The 17532-nt window shown below is 44.3% G+C and carries 13 protein-coding genes; 7 read left to right on the plus strand and 6 right to left on the minus strand.

Annotated elements, in window-relative coordinates:
• The first annotated feature begins 117 nt into the window (after window positions 1-117).
• Entirely contained in the window at window positions 118-1365 is a 1248-nt protein-coding gene (locus tag IE104_RS04820) for a glycosyl hydrolase (RefSeq protein ID WP_189416400.1), read from the plus strand.
• Window positions 1366-1573: 208 nt separating this feature from the next.
• The gene (locus IE104_RS04825) at window positions 1574-3805 is read left to right on the plus strand and encodes a glycoside hydrolase family 3 C-terminal domain-containing protein (protein ID WP_189416401.1); all 2232 of its coding nucleotides are present in this window, start codon (window positions 1574-1576) and stop codon (window positions 3803-3805) included.
• 380 nt (window positions 3806-4185) lie between these two features.
• On the opposite strand, the gene IE104_RS04830 is transcribed toward IE104_RS04825, so the two are convergent.
• From IE104_RS04830 to IE104_RS04845, 4 genes are read right to left on the minus strand one after another with little or no spacing between them, the layout of a single operon-like run.
• Window positions 4186-4881 (minus strand): 3-keto-disaccharide hydrolase, encoded by a 696-nt coding sequence (locus IE104_RS04830; protein WP_189416402.1) that lies wholly within the window; start codon window positions 4879-4881, stop codon window positions 4186-4188.
• A gap of 34 nt (window positions 4882-4915) precedes the next feature.
• Window positions 4916-6277 (minus strand): MFS transporter, encoded by a 1362-nt coding sequence (locus IE104_RS04835; protein WP_189416403.1) that lies wholly within the window; start codon window positions 6275-6277, stop codon window positions 4916-4918.
• A gap of 20 nt (window positions 6278-6297) precedes the next feature.
• Window positions 6298-7365, minus strand: a complete 1068-nt coding sequence (locus tag IE104_RS04840; protein WP_189416404.1) for a Gfo/Idh/MocA family protein — start codon at window positions 7363-7365, stop codon at window positions 6298-6300.
• Window positions 7366-7369: 4 nt separating this feature from the next.
• Window positions 7370-8398, minus strand: a complete 1029-nt coding sequence (locus tag IE104_RS04845; protein ID WP_189416405.1) for a Gfo/Idh/MocA family protein — start codon at window positions 8396-8398, stop codon at window positions 7370-7372.
• A gap of 87 nt (window positions 8399-8485) precedes the next feature.
• On the opposite strand from IE104_RS04845, the gene IE104_RS04850 reads away from it, so the two are divergent.
• The 4 genes from IE104_RS04850 (at window position 8486) to IE104_RS04865 (ending at window position 14348) form a co-directional block, all read left to right on the plus strand.
• Window positions 8486-9514 carry a LacI family DNA-binding transcriptional regulator gene (locus tag IE104_RS04850; protein ID WP_189416406.1) on the plus strand — a complete coding sequence of 343 codons (1029 nt, stop codon included), beginning with the start codon at window positions 8486-8488 and terminating at the stop codon, window positions 9512-9514.
• Window positions 9515-9849: 335 nt separating this feature from the next.
• Window positions 9850-10794, plus strand: coding sequence for a c-type cytochrome (locus tag IE104_RS04855; RefSeq protein WP_189416407.1), 945 nt, complete (start codon window positions 9850-9852; stop codon window positions 10792-10794).
• Window positions 10791-12299 (plus strand): PQQ-dependent sugar dehydrogenase family protein, encoded by a 1509-nt coding sequence (locus IE104_RS04860; protein WP_189416408.1) that lies wholly within the window; start codon window positions 10791-10793, stop codon window positions 12297-12299. Before IE104_RS04855 ends, IE104_RS04860 begins: the two co-directional genes overlap by 4 nt.
• Window positions 12300-12785: 486 nt before the next feature.
• Window positions 12786-14348, plus strand: a complete 1563-nt coding sequence (locus IE104_RS04865; RefSeq protein WP_189416409.1) for an alpha-N-arabinofuranosidase — start codon at window positions 12786-12788, stop codon at window positions 14346-14348.
• A 68-nt stretch (window positions 14349-14416) separates the two neighbouring features.
• Here IE104_RS04865 and IE104_RS04870 read toward each other — a convergent pair whose 3' ends face one another.
• The gene (locus IE104_RS04870) at window positions 14417-15343 is read right to left on the minus strand and encodes an HDOD domain-containing protein (RefSeq protein ID WP_189416410.1); all 927 of its coding nucleotides are present in this window, start codon (window positions 15341-15343) and stop codon (window positions 14417-14419) included.
• Between the two features lie 118 nt (window positions 15344-15461).
• Complete coding sequence (gene cysK / locus IE104_RS04875; protein ID WP_189416411.1) at window positions 15462-16373, minus strand: cysteine synthase A; 912 nt, start codon at window positions 16371-16373, stop codon at window positions 15462-15464.
• A 257-nt stretch (window positions 16374-16630) separates the two neighbouring features.
• On the opposite strand from cysK, the gene IE104_RS04880 reads away from it, so the two are divergent.
• On the plus strand, window positions 16631-17530 hold the full coding sequence (locus IE104_RS04880; protein WP_189416412.1) for an NAD(+) kinase: 900 nt from the start codon (window positions 16631-16633) through the stop codon (window positions 17528-17530).
• Window positions 17531-17532: the final 2 nt, after the last annotated feature.

Genomic DNA, 17532 nt, shown 5'->3' on the forward strand with positions numbered 1-17532 from the left:
TACACTGCTGGTTAGATAACAAAAACGAACGTTGCAGCAGCGGTCACGAAAAAGCTACATGGAAAAATAGAAGATAAACGGACGTTCTCAAGACCTTCATATTAACGAGAGGAAACCATGAGAAAATCATTTTTTTTAAGATGTTTTACGACATCTGGCGTTACTTTATTGGCTGCTGTATTTAATTTAATAGTAGCCAGCTCCACTTCTGCACAATCAGCATCCTCATCACCGGTTGAAATAAATATAGTGACCAAAAATGCAACGCCTGAGACGCGATCACTCTTTGCATTTTTAAAAACAAATCGCCAAAAAGCGATTATGTTTGGCCATCAACACGAAACCACTCAAGGTTTAACAATTAAAAAAACTGACGGCACTGAATCAGATACTTTTAATGCAGTGGGCGATTTTGCTGCAGTTTATGGTTGGGATTCGCTTTCAATAGTAGCGCCACGACCAGAGGGTGATGTAGTTCCGCAAATTAAAAAAGCCTATGCACGCGGCGGTATTATTACGATCAGCGCGCATTTAAATAATCCTAAAACAGATGGTGAAAAAGGCGCATGGCCAACCGGGACATCATGGGACAAGCGCCCAGCGGTGAAAGAGGCATTGCCCGGCGGTGCTTACAATAAAGTATTAAATAATTACCTGGATCAGCTTGCTGATTGGGCACACAATTTAAAGGACGATAAGGGCAATTTAATTCCCGTTGTGATGCGTTTATTTCACGAAAATACCGGCGCATGGTTTTGGTGGGGTAATGAGCAATCTACTCCAGCGGAATACCAACAACTTTACCGTTATAGCGTTGAATATTTGCGCGATAAAAAAGGTGTGACCAATTTCTTGTATGCCTATTCACCCAATGAATTTTGGAACCCAAAAGAGTCTGATTATTTAGAGCGTTACCCGGGGGATGATTGGGTTGATGTTATGGGTTTCGACAGTTACGGATTTCTTGATTCAAAAATTGATAGCTGGTTTAAAACAGTTGTCGATAACACGGCAATGATTGTTCGTATGGCTGATGCTCGCGGAAAGGTTCCAGTAATTTCTGAAATTGGTATTCAGGCACCGGATATAGGTGCAGGTAAAATTGACAAGCATTGGTATCGCAAATTAATTGGCGGTTTGAAAGCCGATAAAGACGCGCGTCGTATTGCCTTCCTGTTGACCTGGCGAAATTCTCCCAACGGCGATGGTAATGGTCATCCGCACTATTGGGTTCCTTATCCAAGTGATGAAAATCTTAAAAACGGTACTTTGGAAGATTTCCGTGCGTTTTATAAAGATGATTTAACAGCTTTCAATCGTGACATTAGTAATGTTTACAACATCAAAACAGTTTTAAAGAAGTAAAAATCGTTTACTAAATAACCTTCGCATAGGGTGGGGGTTATTTATTATGCAGTTTCACGTAAAAATTGGTTAAAAATTCCAGCCGATTTTTTTTCACGAGCTATGATTACAGACAATGTGATTAGTGGCTTTCTGCTCGCCTGAAGTCCTATGTTGTTCCATCTCACCCTTTTTCTAATAGTCACTCAAACTCTTTGAGGAAATAATTATGGGATTCCAGAAAAAAATCAGCGTCCTGGCAATGGCCGTTGCTATTGCATCCACTGCATCTTCCTATGCTGCTGAAGCTCCAAAGGCGTGGATGAATAAAAAGCTTGCGCCGGAACAACGTGCTGATTTGGTTTTGAAGCAAATGACCATGGATGAAAAACTCAAATTGGTCTTTGGTTATTTTGGTACTGATGCACCCTGGAAAAACTTTAAACGTCCAGTCGAATCCTACGCGCAATCTGCCGGTTTTGTTTATGGTATTCCTCGTTTAGGGATTCCTCATTTGTGGGAGGCTGACGCGGGTGTTGGTGTTGCTAGTCAGGGCGGCCCCAATGTGCGCGAAGCTACTGCTTTGCCATCGGGTATTGCTACGGCTGCAACCTGGAATTTAAAAACCGCTTACGCAGGCGGCGCCATGATTGGTTCTGAATCGCGCGCTTTCGGTTTTAACGTGCAGTTGGCTGGTGGCGTGAACATTATGCGTGAGCCACGCAATGGTCGTAACTTTGAATATGCCGGTGAAGATCCATTGTTAGGCGGCAAGATTGTAGGTGCGCAAATCGCGGGTATTCAATCTAACCATGTAGTGTCTACCTTAAAACACTATGCGTTAAACAATCAGGAAACGAACCGTTTCTCACTCGATGCAAAAATTGATGACGCCTCTGCAAGAATGTCTGATCTGCTCGCTTTGCAAATTGCAAAAGAAGAGGGTAATCCAGGTTCAGTGATGTGTTCATACAACCGTGTTAACGGTGTTTATGCCTGTGAAAGCAATTACTTGTTAAACGAAGTTTTAAAACAGGATTGGGGTTTCAAAGGTTGGGTAATGTCTGACTGGGGCGCAACCCACAGTACAGTACCTGCAGCTAATAATGGCTTGGATCAACAGTCAGGTATTCCGTTCGATGTATCTGAATATTATGGCGCTGCGTTGAAAGAGGCGGTACAAAATGGCTGGGTAACCGAAGCGCGTTTGGACGATATGGTACGCCGCGTTTTGCACCCCATGTTTGAGTTTGGATTGGTGGATAACCCTGCGTCACCGAACGTTAAATCTATCAACTTCAAAGCTAACGGTTTGGTTTCGCAAAAGGATGCGGAAGAAAGCATCGTATTGTTGAAAAACGACAGCAAACTTTTGCCGCTTAACAAGTCCTTGAAAAAAATCGCCATCATTGGCTCTCATGCAGATGTTGGTGTTTTATCCGGGGGCGGTTCTTCACAGGTTTATCCAGTCGGCGGTGCTGCTTTCCGTGGTGGTCCGCAATTCTTCCCAGGCCCAATGTTGTTCTATCCCTCATCACCATTGAAGGCAATCCAAGCTCGCGCACCAGAAGCGAAAGTTTCTTACAACGATGGTACCGACCTTGCTGCTGCAGCTAAATTGGCGGCAGACGCTGATGTAGTATTGGTTTTTGCAAATCAATGGACTGCAGAATCGGTTGATGTACCTAATTTATCACTGCCAGATGCGCAGGATGATTTGGTCGCAGCGGTTGCCAAAGCAAATGCTAAGACTGTAGTGGTATTGCAAACCGGTGGTCCGGTAACCATGCCCTGGTTGGCTAACGTAGGTTCTGTGCTTGAAGCTTGGTACCCAGGTACCAATGGTGGCGAAGCTATTGGTCGTGTTCTGTTTGGTGAGGTGAACCCGTCTGGTCACTTGCCAGCGACTTTCCCTGCATCAGAATCACAATTGCCACGTCCTGTTTTGGATGGTTATCCAGAAGTTAAAGACGCACGCATTACTGTGAATTACTCGGAAGGTGCGGCAGTTGGCTACAAGTGGTTTGATTTGAAAGGCCACAAGCCATTGTTCCCATTCGGCTTCGGTTTGTCTTACAGCGAGTTCAGCTTGGGTGATTTGAAAGCTGAAGTGAAGAATGGTTTGGTTAACGCAAGTTTCTCGGTGAAAAACACCGGCGCTGTTGCAGGTAAAGAAGTAGCGCAAGTTTATGTAGCACCGGTATCTGCTAAATGGGAATCGCCCAAACGTTTGGGTGGCTTCCAAAAAGTGGATTTGAAACCAGGTGCGAGCACCAAAGCTAGCGTGACTGTTGATCCACGTTTGTTAGGTATGTATGACAGCGCATCTAAAACCTGGAAAATTGCCGAAGGCGATTACAAGGTAATCCTTGCGTCGGATGCAACTGATGCTAAAGCAACCAGTGTGACTGTGCACTTGGCAGCAACAACTGTGGACATGCACGGTAAACTTGTGAAATAAGCTTTGTCTGCGCAACAAAAAAGGCCAACTCCATTTGGGGTTGGCCTTTTTTGTGGATTCCAGTTTCATTTGAAATTATCAAGGTGGGAATAGAACAGATTTGAGGGACAGTTTCCAAATTAATTCTAGGTAGTTGTCCGATGTATTGTGAAATTTCATTACATATTTCCGCTGAAACGTGAAACTCCTAAAAGCCATATTACCTTTAAAGATTTGGCCGAATGAACATTTGATTTTGGGGCGTTTTAATCAACTCCAAAATCACGGGTAATCACAATCCCCTTTAAAATCAGGTTCGGCCTATCCTTTACTCAACCGGAGGCGAAGTTAGCGCAGAGCAGCGCCAGCACAATTTGGGGTGCACGGAAGAATCACATGGATTACAACTCTTCGATAGTGATATTGCGGAACTTGACAGTGTTGGCGGCACTACGGTTCTCGGCAAATGCTTTGCTGCCATGGTGTTGTATGCCGATGTGCCCCTCGGTGAAGCGAGTGTCGGTCACATGAGTTATCAGCACATCGTTTACCCAGATTTTGATCTCCGGGCCCACTGCACGAATACGATAGCGATTCCAATCTCCGACTCGGAAAGCCCCGGCTTTCGCCGGGCCCCATTCGGGAGAATGGTTCTGCTTGAAATGTTCGCCCGGCGCAGAGCGCTCCGGATGCAAAGGGAACAGCCACTGACGCTCGGTGGCTTGTTCGTAAAGGCCGCCACTCCAGCGCCGGCTTGAAGGGTCTACCTCGGCCTGATAGCCGTATGCCTGATAACTTTCAATATCTTTCTGATAAGCGATCTGCCCGCGAAACATAACGCCGGAATTTACGTACTCCTCAAGTTTAGGAACATTAACCTCAAGAGTCAGCTCAAAATCGGCATACCGTTTTTTAGTCAGGTAGAACCAATTGCCGGTCGAGAGTAGGTGCAGCTCGTTACCTAGGAGATGGACTTCGCCGAAGGACGTAACGTTCATCCAGAGGTTAGGATCACCGGTCAGATCGGATTTTTTGGCGAGCGTGTGGGTTGAAATCAGTGAGCCGAGCAGGGCGGCCAGATAGAGAAAGCGACGCATGGGAGTTCCTATTTTTTATTTAACCGATAAAAAATTAGTCTTCAGGTAAAAGCTTGTCTTTAGTTTCAGGTAAAAATGGCAGTACAAATATCCCCAGCAACAAAATAAAACTTACCGCCATACCACTCGTGCGAAAGGCTTCGATATCGCCACCCAAATTACGTGTAATCTGGCCTAGCGTGAACGGCGCTGATGCTGCCAACAATCGGCCCAAGTTGTAGCAAAAACTAATGCCCGTGCTGCGTAAACTGGTGGGAAATAATTCTGGTAAATAAATCGCATAGACACTGAATACAGAATATTGACCAAAGCCCATTAGGGGTAGCATCCAATAAATTTGATCGATCTCACGCAAACATTTAAAAACCATTAGGGTCGCGAGAAAAGAAAGTGTGAGGGCTAAAGCAAATGCTAAACGTCGTCCGTAGATTTGTGCCACCTTGGCCAGTGCTAACATGCCAAAGAATCCGCCAACATTTTGCAACATTAAACCTATTGAGCTCCAGTAGGCTTTTTCGCTGGCGAGGGCGTCTGCGCTGAGCCCGGCCGTTGCCAAATGTGTATCCACAATTGAACGAATAATTTTGGGGTGGAAATTACCAATTCCCCACAAGCCAATAATGCCTGCACTGCACAGTAACAGCCCTAACCACGCGTGTTTTCTCCATACTGGATGTTTAAATAAATTGCTGTAGGAACCAAACTTAATGCCTTTTTGTTCGCCTGCTTTTTTTGCAGCTACCCATTTAGCCGGTTCTTTCATACGCCACAAAAAAGGTATGAGCAATAAAGCAGGGAAAGCTCCAATAATAAAGAGCGTTTGCCATACCTTAAGGTTTAAAGGTAAGGCTTGATGAAGCGCGTAAATGCCAACCGCCATACCGGTTAAACCCGCAGAAATATTGCCCAGAGTAGAAAGCGATTGCAGCGTGCCGAGCGCTTGCGGGCGAGCCATTTGCGGCGTTGAATCAGACACTAGTGCAACGGCCAAACCAAACACGCCACCAACGCCCACACCGGTAATAAAGCGATAGAAACAAAAATCCAAAAAACCGGTAGAAAATGCACTTAAACCCGTGCACAACGCATACATTAAAATCGCGATGAGTAACATGCGTACGCGGCCAAAGCGGTCACCCAAAGAGCCGAGAATTAAACCACCCACCGCCCAGCCCACTAAAAAAACCGAGGTGGTATAGGGTGCGTATTCTGTCGCTAACTGTTTGCCTAATAAATCTTCCATTGCACCATCGCGCGCAAGGTTAAAGATTTGCTGATCAAAACAATCAATTAACCAGGCCATGGAGGCGACGATAAATACGGCCCACTGATTGCGGTCTAACAACCTCCACCACCCGTGCTTTGATTCCGGGGTGCCTGCTGGATGTAATGTCATCGTTATTATTCTCTTGAAATTTATTTGACTGCCACAGTCACCGGCGAATTGAGATGTGCGGAATCATAAATAGCGCGCACACATGCCACCGTGTTACGCGCTTCGTGTGCTTCAATCGTTAGCGGCGAACCCGTACGTATCGCACTCACCATTTCGGCAATATGCAATTGGTGCCCTAAGAAATTAATGTCAGTAGGGGAGCCTGCACCCGATGCACCGACGCTTATGCTAAGGCTGCGCAAAGCATCATCTTCTGGTTGCGGGGTCATAAAATCCCAACGCACAATTCGATCATCTTCAATCGCAGCAGAACCAAATTCGCCGCAAATTTCTATACGCCGCTCCCAACCGGGATACGCAGCGGTAGTGGCCTCTAAAACACCTAGCGCACCATTGGCGAATTTAAAATTGGCACAAGCGGTATCTTCAGCCTCAATACCCAGATGAACACAGCGCGTTGTTCTTGCAAAAACCTCTGTGGGAACACCGGCTAGCCACGTCAATAAATCAAGCGCGTGTATAGCTTGATTTATTACCGCGCCACCACCATCGAGCGCCAAGGTGCCTTTCCAACCTTGATAATAAGCAGCAGTGCGATGCCACTTAACATATGCACTGCAAAGCGCCAGTCGGCCAAAGCGCCCGTGCTCTATTGCATTTTTTAACGCTTGCGCGCCCGGTGTGAATCGAGCTTGAGAAATGGCGCAAATTTTACTCCCCGCAATTTTTGCAGCTGCGATCATGGCATCGGCACGCTCAAGCGTTATTTCTAAAGGCTTCTCAACAATAATGTGTTTACCCGCAGCAATTGCCTTGAGCGCGGGCTCCAAATGCGCACCACTGGGAGTAGCAATGCACACCACCTGAATATCATCGCGCGCCAAGAGAGTATCTATGTGGGTGGTATGAAACGGCACATCATGACGCAACGCAAAATCTTGATTTCGCGTTTGCGATGATCCCGTCACACCAACCAAACGAATATTGTGTGTGCTAGCCAAACCTTTGATAGCTTGTGCGTGGTAGTCGGCAATCATGCCCACACCTATAAGACCAAAACCAATCGTGGGATAATTATTTTTCGTCATAGACTCAGCGCTCACTTTCAATACGTTGCGCAACTGACTGCGCAGCCAAGGCTAGCTCACACACTTTAAAACAATGTTTATGGGTCATTGCGGTTTCAGTCCGTTCAAAAATATCCTGATATATATTTGTGTAGTAAGGCAAAGGCTCATTGGCACAATCAATATATTGCGCACCCTCATTATTAACTAAAAATAAATGGTCTTTGCCTGGGCGGCCTGCTATATCAATATACTTTCGCAACTCTATGTAACCTTCGGTGCCTAAAATAGTCAGGCGTCCATCGCCCCACGCATCTAATCCATCCGGGGTGAACCAATCAACGCGGATGTAACCACTAGCACCGCCGTGCGAAAGTAAAATCTCACCAAAATCCTGCAAGCCGGGGTCATCTGGATGCGCCAGGTTTCCATAGCGCGACATTAAAATATTTGCATCAGGAGCGCCGGTAAAATGTAAGAATTGATCGATCTGATGCGATGCAATATCTACCAAAATACCGCCATAGCACGCGGGATCAAAAAACCATGCGGGACGGGTTTGGCGATTTAATCGATGCGGACCCAAACCAATCGTTTGCAAGACCTTGCCAATAGCACCAGCGCGCACCAATTCAGTTGCCTTGGTAACTGCGCGAACTTCAAAACGTTCAGAAAAATTCACAGAGAAAATCTTATCTGTTTGCTGTTGTACTTTTTTAACGTGTTCTAATTGCGCAACGGTCGTAACACCAGGCTTATCAGTCAAAAAATCTTTGCCGTGCAACATCGCCTCTATACCTAACTCCGCTCGGTCACAGGGCATGGCAGCACAAACAATAAGTGCAATACCGGGGTCATTCAAAAGTTGTTGTCTATCAGCCACGCGCGGAATATTAGGAAAGCGAGTATTGAATCCAGCTTCAACAGCCGTAGCTGTAGATGTCCAATAAGCTACACATTCAGCACCAATCTCAATTAAACTTCGCACTTGATCATAAATGTGCCGGTGATCTACACCTATGACACCAAAACGTAATGCTGGGTAGTTACTCATACAGTCGCCCGCGTAAAATAAATCTAAATTGTTCTGAGCGATTTTCACTCAGTATGAAAGTTATTGCATGAGGCATCGACACCGCGCATGAACCATCCTAAATCCACTATCACTATTCACGATATTGCCGCCGCCGCCGAGGTTTCTATCTCTACGGTTTCGTTGGTCTTGCGGGATAGTCCGTTAGTCGCAAAAAAAACCCGCGAAAAAATTCTCGCGGTTATTGAAAATTTAGGCTACGTCTATAATCGCAGTGCAGCCTCCATGCGCTCGCAGCGCAGCGGTGTAATTGCCATGTCTATTAATGATTTAGCTAACCCGTATTTTTCTGGGCTAACGTCATCCATGGAGCGCGCACTTAACGAGCTTGACCGAACCGTATTACTTTCCGATGTACGCGAAGATGTTGTTAGACAAACACGCTTCATCGAAAAAATGCGCGAGCACAATGTGGATGGCTTACTCATTTGCCCAGCTCATGCAACCGACGCCAAACAACTAATGACACAATTAAAACGCGCGAATCTACCCTGTGTTTTAGTATCGCGTAACTTGCCCGGCTCTGGCCTTGACTATGCCGGTTACGACCATCGCGCCGGCATGCGCTTAGCGGTAGAACATTTAATTGAATTAGGGCACACACGCATCGCACTACTGGGTGGTTCTCGAAAAACCTGGGTAGGCGGCCAACGCCTTGAAGGCTATCGGCAAGCACTCAAAAAGCATGGTATTAAACGTGATGCCACGCTTGAAATTGAAGGTCCGTTAAATCGCAGCGTAGGTGTAAACATGATTGAGCACGCGCTGGCACTGCCAAATCCTCCCACTGCTGCTGCTTGCGCCAACGATGCAATTGCGTTTGGCGTAATGCTGGGGTTGCGGCGCCACGGGCTGGAAGCAGGGCGTGACTTTTCCATCACCGGTAATGATGATGTTGCCGAATGCACTCTTTGGGAGCCCGCATTAACAACAGTAGCTAGTAACGTTGATTTAATTGGCGAACGCGCCGCAGAACTTTTACTTGCACGCATTGATAACCCCGACCAACCAGCGCAACACATCAATCTGCCCTTACATTTAGTTGTGCGCGGGTCTACGTGCCCGCCGCTTAAATAAGCTGCATTTTGAATCCTCATTCCTGAATTTTTATCTTTCTAAATTGCACACTGTCACCTTTATTTTGCAGCAGAATATGACTGGCACCGGGCATATCCGGTAAAGATACATAATCTTTACTCTGTATAATTAAGTATTTAATCGTTCGGTTATTGCGATCAAGCACTGCAAGACCTACTAATTTAGGGTGCTTTATTGCAATAAATTTAGAACGTTCTAAATTTCAAATTAGAATGCTATACTCTTCGGATGGTGTCAAGTTACCTAAGCGTCTTTACCACGTTTAATAATCGATGCTTCCAGTCGCGGCAGTTGCCAATGTAAGAGCTTTTATTTTGACCATAGTCAGCGGTAAAGCTGAGTTGAGAATACTTATGTTCCATTTACCTTACAGTTTGAAAACAACCCTATTGCTGACCATATCATTATCGATGCATAGCTATGCAAAACCTGATGAAGCTACTGGAAAGAGAGAGTTTGATATTAATTGTCAGGCATGTCATGTCGCTGATAAGTTAACTGTAGGGCCATCCTTACATTATATTGCCGAACAATATCCTGCTGGAAAATCTGCTGATTTTCTTGCGTGGGTTAAAAATCCTGGCCGTAAAAATCCTGACACTATTCAAATGCCCGCTATGATTCATTTGAGTGAGGATTATATTCTTTCAATTCATGCTTACATTCTCGCAATGAAAATTACCGCCCCAAGCTCAGCAATAAAAAAAGATGATGCTAATGAAAAGCCAGCACAAAAAAACCGGCCAGAGCAAGCCAGGCCTTATGTAAAACGTATATTTCTTCCCGAAACCAGCCCGGTTTCAATTGCTGTTATGTTAACTGATCGTATGGGTATTGCATGGGATACCACTTCGTGTCGAGTGCGTTATACATGGCCGGGCACAACAGATTTTTTTGATGGCTACTACAAAGAAAAAATTACCAATAAAATATTTTACCGAGAGACCGCTAAAAACTATTTATCACTTTCAGAAAATTATAAACCTGAGTTCAAAGGTTATGAGGTGATTAACGGTACTCCGCAATTTATTTGTCAATATGGTGTCACCACAACCTATGAGCATATAGTTCCTGTAATGGGATTCAACGGTTTTATTCGTATTTTGAAAATTGATAATTTGAAGTCACCGTTGACTATTCATCTGGACCACACTGGTGATGCTACCGTGACCAGCACAACACATAGCATACAAGACAATAGCCTTATTGTTCCCGCATCACCTACCCAGGAAATTCAATTGCAGGTGATCTTTCCATGAAAAAATTATTAATTTTGTTTTATCTGCTTTTCTGCGCATCTACGCATGCAGCAGCACAATGGTCAGATTATTACGATGTTGAAAATATTCCTTTGCCCGATTCGCTTGATCCACAGATTGGTGGTTTAACAACGCTAAATAATGGCAAGTTAGTCGCAACGTTTCATTCGGGTGAGGTCATGATTTATGATCCTGCCAATACACGTTGGTCAACTTTTGCATCAGGCTTGCACGAACCTCTCGGTGTAGTACAAGGAAACGATGAAAACCTTTATGTAATGCAATGGGGCGAGCTGACCCGTCTAGTTGATAATGACAAAAACGGCGTCGCTGAAAAATATCAAACTGTATTTGATGATTTTGGTGTTTCGGGAAATTATCATGAATTTGCGTTTGGCCCGGCAAAAGATAGCGCAGGGAACCTATATATCTCATTAAATGTTGCCTCTTATTACAATGGTGTTTTTAGAGAAGTACGTGGTGATTTTTCTCCTATCGGCTTTTTGACTCAGCAAACAATGAGTAATTGGAAGCAGGAAAACTGGGAAGTGTTGCGCAATAAAGCAGGACGAATGTATTCGCGAGTTCCTTATCGCGGCTGGGTGTTTAAAATAGATACTAAGGGTAAAGCAACGCCTTTTGCATCAGGATTTCGTTCACCCGATGGAATAGGTATAGACGAACAAGATCAATTATGGGTGACTGACAATCAAGGTGATTGGCGCGGTACAAGCCCTTTGTATCATGTGAAGCAAAATGGTTTTTATGGGCATCCTGCGTCTCTCGTGTGGCGTAAAGGCTGGACGAGAAATCCCCTTGAGGTGCCTGTAGCTGAATTGAATAAAATGCAAACGCCTGCGTCGGCACTTTTTCCGCAAGGCGAGCTGGCTAATTCACCAACACAACCCGTCACCACGCTGTATCCGGAGCTGTTTGGCCTGCCAAAAGGTGAATTGCTAATCGGTGAAATGAATCAGCCTACATTAATTCGATTTTTGCCAGAAAAAGTAAATGGTTTTGTTCAGGGCGCGCTAATCCCGTTTCTGAATAAATCTGCATTGGGAATTGGTAATCATCGTTTAACGTTTGGTAATGACGGCAGTTTATATGTTGGAAAAATACATTTAACGTGGGCCGGTGGAGAAGGTGTAACTCGAGTAACGTGGAATAAGAAGCCATTTTTGTTTGCGCAGAAAGTATCACTTCAACCAAATGGGTTTAAGATTCTATTTAATCAGGCTATTGGTGAAACCATGCCTAAAGTATCTGTTACCCGACATACCTATAATTACCATGCTGATTACGGATCTGAGAAAATTGATTTAACCAATGTACCGATTATTAGTGCGGACTTTAATAAAAAAAGAACCGAATTATTTATTCGTCTGCCAGAAATCAAAGCTTCATATTTATACACAATTACGCTTGATGGCGTAGCCGATCATGAGGGGAACCCATTGATGGGTGATGTCATACGTTACAACGTTGTAAAAAAGGTGCTATAAATAATTAATATTTCGAAGGAATCTCTACAGAAATTTAAATGCCTTTACAGAGGCTGGCTATGTTTAGGCTATTAAAAAGCAATCTTGGTTCGATACCCAAATTCGGGCATACCGCTATACATAGTTTACCGGAGGAGCTCTGCTGGATAGTCTATGCATATGACCTATACTCAGATCTCGGCCGTTTCTCCCGAATGTTGCGACCAGTTTTCTACCTCGTGTGGAGCCAGGTAATTCACCGTTTATCTGGAATCCCAGGTTCCAAACATAATCTCGATGTTTACAAGTTATTAAAATTACAGACACCATCCAGTTTCACGCCACTGGACAAAATTTCATTTGAAACTGGAATCTACACATTTTTTTACTTATTTGTCAGTAAATTTCTGTTAACTTGTATGACAATAATATTTTAGCAGGTATGATTAGCGCTGCTATGATCGAGCGGGTCACAGGCAATAACAAGAATCCTAAGAGGTATTTCCTATGGTAAAACTCAATTTGCGCTTGGCAGTCGCAGGCATTGGTTTAGTTGCGGCAAGCGCGTTTGCTGCCGATAAAGTTGAAATAACAGTAGACGCACAAAAGCCGGGCCCTGTTATTAATAAAAACGTTTACGGTCAATTTGCGGAACACCTTGGCGCCGGCATTTATGGCGGCCTTTGGGTGGGCACCGACTCTAAAATCCCAAACACCAGAGGCTGGCGTAACGATGTTGTTGGTGCGCTCAAGAGTTTAAAAGTACCTCTGGTTCGTTGGCCTGGTGGCTGTTTTGCAGATGAATATCATTGGCGTGAAGGCATTGGCCCACGCGATCAACGCCCGGTTAAAGTAAATACCAACTGGGGTGGTGTAGAAGAAAGCAACGCTGTAGGTACTCACGAGTTTTTTGACCTGGCAGAAATGTTAGGTGCCGATACTTATATCAACGGCAACCTGGGTACAGGTTCACCACAAGAGATGGCCGAATGGTTGGAGTACATGACTGGCGAAAGCAAGTCTACTTTGGCTGAAATGCGCCGCAAAAACGGCCGCGATAAACCATTCAAAGTTGATTATTTCACCATTGGTAATGAGGCATGGGGTTGTGGTGGCAACATGACACCAGAACACTACACCAACCTCTACAAACAAACGGCTGCATTCCTGAAAACGCCTAAGCACAACACTCCAAAATTGATTGCAAGTGGTGGTACCACAGGCCATGAAGAGTGGACCGAATACTTGAGTGCGAACGTCAAGCCCGAATGGAGCTTGCGTATGGACGCAATCAGTTTCCACTTCTACACCTTGCCAACAAATGATTGGAAAGTGAAAGGTCTGGCAACAGGTTTCCCTGAGAAAGAGTGGATTTCTACCTTCAAGCAAACTTTGCGTATGGATGGATTTGTTGCCGATGCTAAAAAGACATTGGATAAAAACGATCCAGAGAAAAAAGTGGGCTTCTATGTTGATGAATGGGGCACTTGGTACGATGTAGAGCCAGGCACTAACTCTGGTTTCTTGTATCAACAAAACAGCTTGCGTGACGCGCTGGTTGCGGCAACCAACTTCAATATTTTCCATAAGTATGCAGACCGCGTACATATGACCAATATTGCGCAAATGGTTAACGTATTGCAGGCAATGATTTTAACCAAAGACGACAAAATGATTTTGACTCCAACTTACTATGCGTTTGATTTGTACAAACCATTCCAGGATGCAACCTCATTGCCAACGAACATTACCCACAACACTACCTACACCTTGGGTGACGTTAGTGTTCCTGGTGTGAATGCTTCTGCGGCGCGTGGTAAAGACGGTAAAGTCTATGTTGCTTTGGTAAATACCAATCCCAAAGAAGCGGTAGAAGTCACTGTGAATGTTGCGGGTACAAAAGTATCGGGTGCAAAAGGCCGTGTTCTAACATCGCAATTAATGGATGCCCATAACACCTTTGAAAAACCTGATGCGATTAAACCAGCTCCATTTAGCGCATCTGCTAAAGATGGCAAACTGAGTGTTAAGTTGCCTGCTAAATCTGTTGTGGTTGTTGCAGCAGAATAAAATTAGCGAATAGCTCAAATAAAAAAGGGGATTTTAAAATCCCCTTTTTTATTACCTGAAATTCAGCTTTATTCAAAACTTTTTTGCAGTTTTAAAATATCGCCCATGTTTTCTTCAATAATCGAAAGCCGTTGATGTTTAAGCATTGCGTATTGCGGATTTAATTTTTTAAACGCTGCCATTTCTTGCAGCGGCATCAAATCATTTTGCGGTTGTAAATAATGGATGGTGTGAAACAACCCTAAATTAATAATGTCCACTAACTCCAACACTCTACCCGTGTCCTGGGTCCAGGCTCCGGTTTTACGCAAAACATCCATAAATACCGGTGAAACTCCCCACTTGGCTAATAATATCGCGCCCAAATGTTTGCTGTAGTGCTGGCAAAGAATTTTATAAGTTGGAGCTGCGGGCGCATCATAATCTTGCAATGCAGATAGCAAAGCCAAGGTTCCGACCTCACTTAACAAGCTTGCAACTATTGCATCTTCTGGATTTGGAAAATGAAGTGTTCTGGCCAAGTGATAGCTCATACAGGCTTTTAAAGTTTGTCTTTGCCAAGCTTGTTTATAGAGAGTTTTTAATTGATGGTTACGCAACACGAACAGACTTTTAATGCTGTGCGAGAGTGTCAGGTTTTCAATTGCACCCAAGCCCAAACGGTTAATCACATCCTGCAAATTTTTCGGTTTGTCTATGCTGCGATAAAAAACGCTGCTTGCATGTTTCATTAAAATAGCAGTGAGGCTAGGATCTTTGGTAATCAGCGAACTTAAATGGTTAAGGTTGACGTTGGGGTTGCTGGTCGCTTTACGAATTTCCAATGTGATGATGGGCAGGCTTGGCAATTGATCATCATTGGCCTGCATTTTTTCAATCGCGCTTTGGTAGATATAGAATTCTTTTTGGCCATAGAGATCGCTAGCCTCCCGCCGTGATGTTTGGGCAGAAGTAAAATTGTTTCCCTGGCTTGACCGATCCGAATATGAGGGCATGGCTAACTCATCGTTTATTTTTACTGGTAAAGATGAGTATAGAAGGCTTTTTGATGGGAAGCGAAATAGCGGGGTAACAGTGGCTCATCGAGCCACTGCGCATGACTTAAAACAAAACTTAAAATAAATCTTCAATTGATAGGTAACGTTCACCGGTGTCGTAACTGAAAACGATGACTCGGCTACCAGCGGGAATTTCATCTTGCTTTTGTGCAAGTGCGGCCAAGGCTGCGCCGGAAGAAATCCCCACAAAAATGCCTTCTTTTAGGGCGCTTTGACGAGCCATTTCGAATGAATCTTCTTCGCTGACTAAAATAGTTCCATCCAATGTAGCTCTGTTGAGTACTTGCGGAATAAAACCTGCACCAATACCTTGAATTCTATGCGGACCTTTTTCACCACCGCTAATAACGGGTGATTTGGCTGGTTCTACTGCAAAGGTTTTCAGGTTTGGAAATTGGCGTTTTAGAACTTCGCTGCAACCAGTAATGTGACCGCCAGTGCCTACACCAGTCACTAAATAATCCACGCCTTCTGGAAAATCAGCCAAAATTTCTTGTGCAGTAGTGTTGCGATGAACTTCTGCGTTTGCCTCATTGGTAAATTGCTGGGGAATCCAGGAGTTTGAGTGTTCAGCTGCAATTTCATTCGCTTTAGCAATGCAGCCGCCCATACCTAATTCTTTTGGTGTTAATACCAATTCTGCACCGTAGGCTTTCATTATTTTGCGGCGCTCAATCGACATGGAATCAGGCATGGTCAAAATCAAACGGTAGCCTTTAACGGCGCAAATAAGCGCCAAACCAATTCCGGTATTGCCAGATGTTGGTTCTACAATAACAGTTCCTGGCTTAAGTAAACCCTTGGCTTCTGCATCCTCAATCATTGCTAATGCAATACGGTCTTTAATACTGCTGCCGGGATTAAAGCGCTCAACTTTCATCCAGACTTCAATGTCTTTGCGAAATAAATTATTAATACGAACGTGTGGTGTGTTACCAATGGTTTGTAAAATATTATTAGCCTTCATTTTGATTCCCTTGTTAATTAAGATTAAGTCAGCGCTTTTTAACCCCTTTTGTCGTCACAAGCAAGCTTGGCGAAGTCAAACTTTGTAATACCCTGTCAGGTAGGATCTGTGATTCTGGGTTTAATACTGTTCTTATGGCTATAATGGTTCTACTCCAATCAGTCTGTCCAATGTCGTATGCTTTAACCGTGCACTGTGCCATCTGAGACGGATTTTGCCCTTGGGCAATTCAAATAAATAACAACATGAGAGAAACAATGGCTTCCTTCTCAGTAATTGGCCTTATTGGCCACCTTCATAATGAACGCGCTACTTATTCACTTAAGCGCCTGATTAGTTTTTTACAAAAGCGCAACGTGGATTTTGTGTTGGAGCAAGAAACTGCTGGCTTGCTGGTGGATGACCCTATGTTTCATGCTGCACACAAAGTTGTGGATGTCGATGAAATGGGCGAGCTTTGTGATTTGGTCATTGTTGTCGGTGGCGATGGCAGTTTGTTACGCGGAGCGCGCGCATTGGCGAAACATAATGTTCCTTTATTGGGAGTAAATCGTGGCCGCCTGGGTTTTTTAACCGACATCATGCCAGAAGATATTGAAATAAAAGTAGACGAAGTTTTATCGGGCAAGTACACGCTTGAAGAACGTTTTTTGTTGGACATGTCCATTAAACATTTAGGCGAAACTGTTGCAACAGGTGAGGCCCTAAATGAAGTTGTCTTACACCCTGGTCAATTTGTTCATATGTTGCAATATGAAATTTATGTTGACGGATATTTTGTAACGACTCAGTCATCAGACGGAATTATTGTTTCAACGCCGACGGGTTCAACAGCCTATTCTTTAAGTGGTGGTGGTCCACTCTTACATCCAAAATTAGATGCAATTGCATTGGTGCCTATGAATCCGCACACGCTCAGCAGCCGCCCAATGGTGGTTGCGGGTGATAGCCATATTATGATTCGCGTTGGCGAGCACAGCCGCGCAATTCCAATGATTTCATGCGATGGTCATAATCATTTTGAAATGACTATGGGTGATGAAATTCATATTTCCAAAAAACCGGATCTATTAAAACTTTTACATCCCGCTGAATACAATTTTTACGAACGCTGTCGCACCAAGTTAGGGTGGGGCGGTCATCTGCTCGATAACTAATT

Source organism: Cellvibrio zantedeschiae (assembly GCF_014652535.1).
Classification (GTDB): Bacteria; Pseudomonadota; Gammaproteobacteria; order Pseudomonadales; family Cellvibrionaceae; genus Cellvibrio; species Cellvibrio zantedeschiae.

What these genes read in the sequence shown, in the direction of transcription:
- IE104_RS04825 (WP_189416401.1), top strand. Translation starts at nt 1,574, where the DNA reads ATGGGATTCCAGAAAAAAATCAGCGTCCTGGCAATGGCCGTTGCTATT.
- IE104_RS04830 (WP_189416402.1), bottom strand. Translation starts at nt 4,881, where the DNA reads ATGCGTCGCTTTCTCTATCTGGCCGCCCTGCTCGGCTCACTGATTTCA.
- IE104_RS04870 (WP_189416410.1), bottom strand. Translation starts at nt 15,343, where the DNA reads ATGCCCTCATATTCGGATCGGTCAAGCCAGGGAAACAATTTTACTTCT.
- cysK (WP_189416411.1), bottom strand. Translation starts at nt 16,373, where the DNA reads ATGAAGGCTAATAATATTTTACAAACCATTGGTAACACACCACACGTT.
- IE104_RS04820 (WP_189416400.1), top strand. Translation starts at nt 118, where the DNA reads ATGAGAAAATCATTTTTTTTAAGATGTTTTACGACATCTGGCGTTACT.
- IE104_RS04840 (WP_189416404.1), bottom strand. Translation starts at nt 7,365, where the DNA reads ATGACGAAAAATAATTATCCCACGATTGGTTTTGGTCTTATAGGTGTG.
- IE104_RS04835 (WP_189416403.1), bottom strand. Translation starts at nt 6,277, where the DNA reads ATGACATTACATCCAGCAGGCACCCCGGAATCAAAGCACGGGTGGTGG.
- IE104_RS04860 (WP_189416408.1), top strand. Translation starts at nt 10,791, where the DNA reads ATGAAAAAATTATTAATTTTGTTTTATCTGCTTTTCTGCGCATCTACG.
- IE104_RS04880 (WP_189416412.1), top strand. Translation starts at nt 16,631, where the DNA reads ATGGCTTCCTTCTCAGTAATTGGCCTTATTGGCCACCTTCATAATGAA.
- IE104_RS04850 (WP_189416406.1), top strand. Translation starts at nt 8,486, where the DNA reads ATGAACCATCCTAAATCCACTATCACTATTCACGATATTGCCGCCGCC.
- IE104_RS04845 (WP_189416405.1), bottom strand. Translation starts at nt 8,398, where the DNA reads ATGAGTAACTACCCAGCATTACGTTTTGGTGTCATAGGTGTAGATCAC.
- IE104_RS04865 (WP_189416409.1), top strand. Translation starts at nt 12,786, where the DNA reads ATGGTAAAACTCAATTTGCGCTTGGCAGTCGCAGGCATTGGTTTAGTT.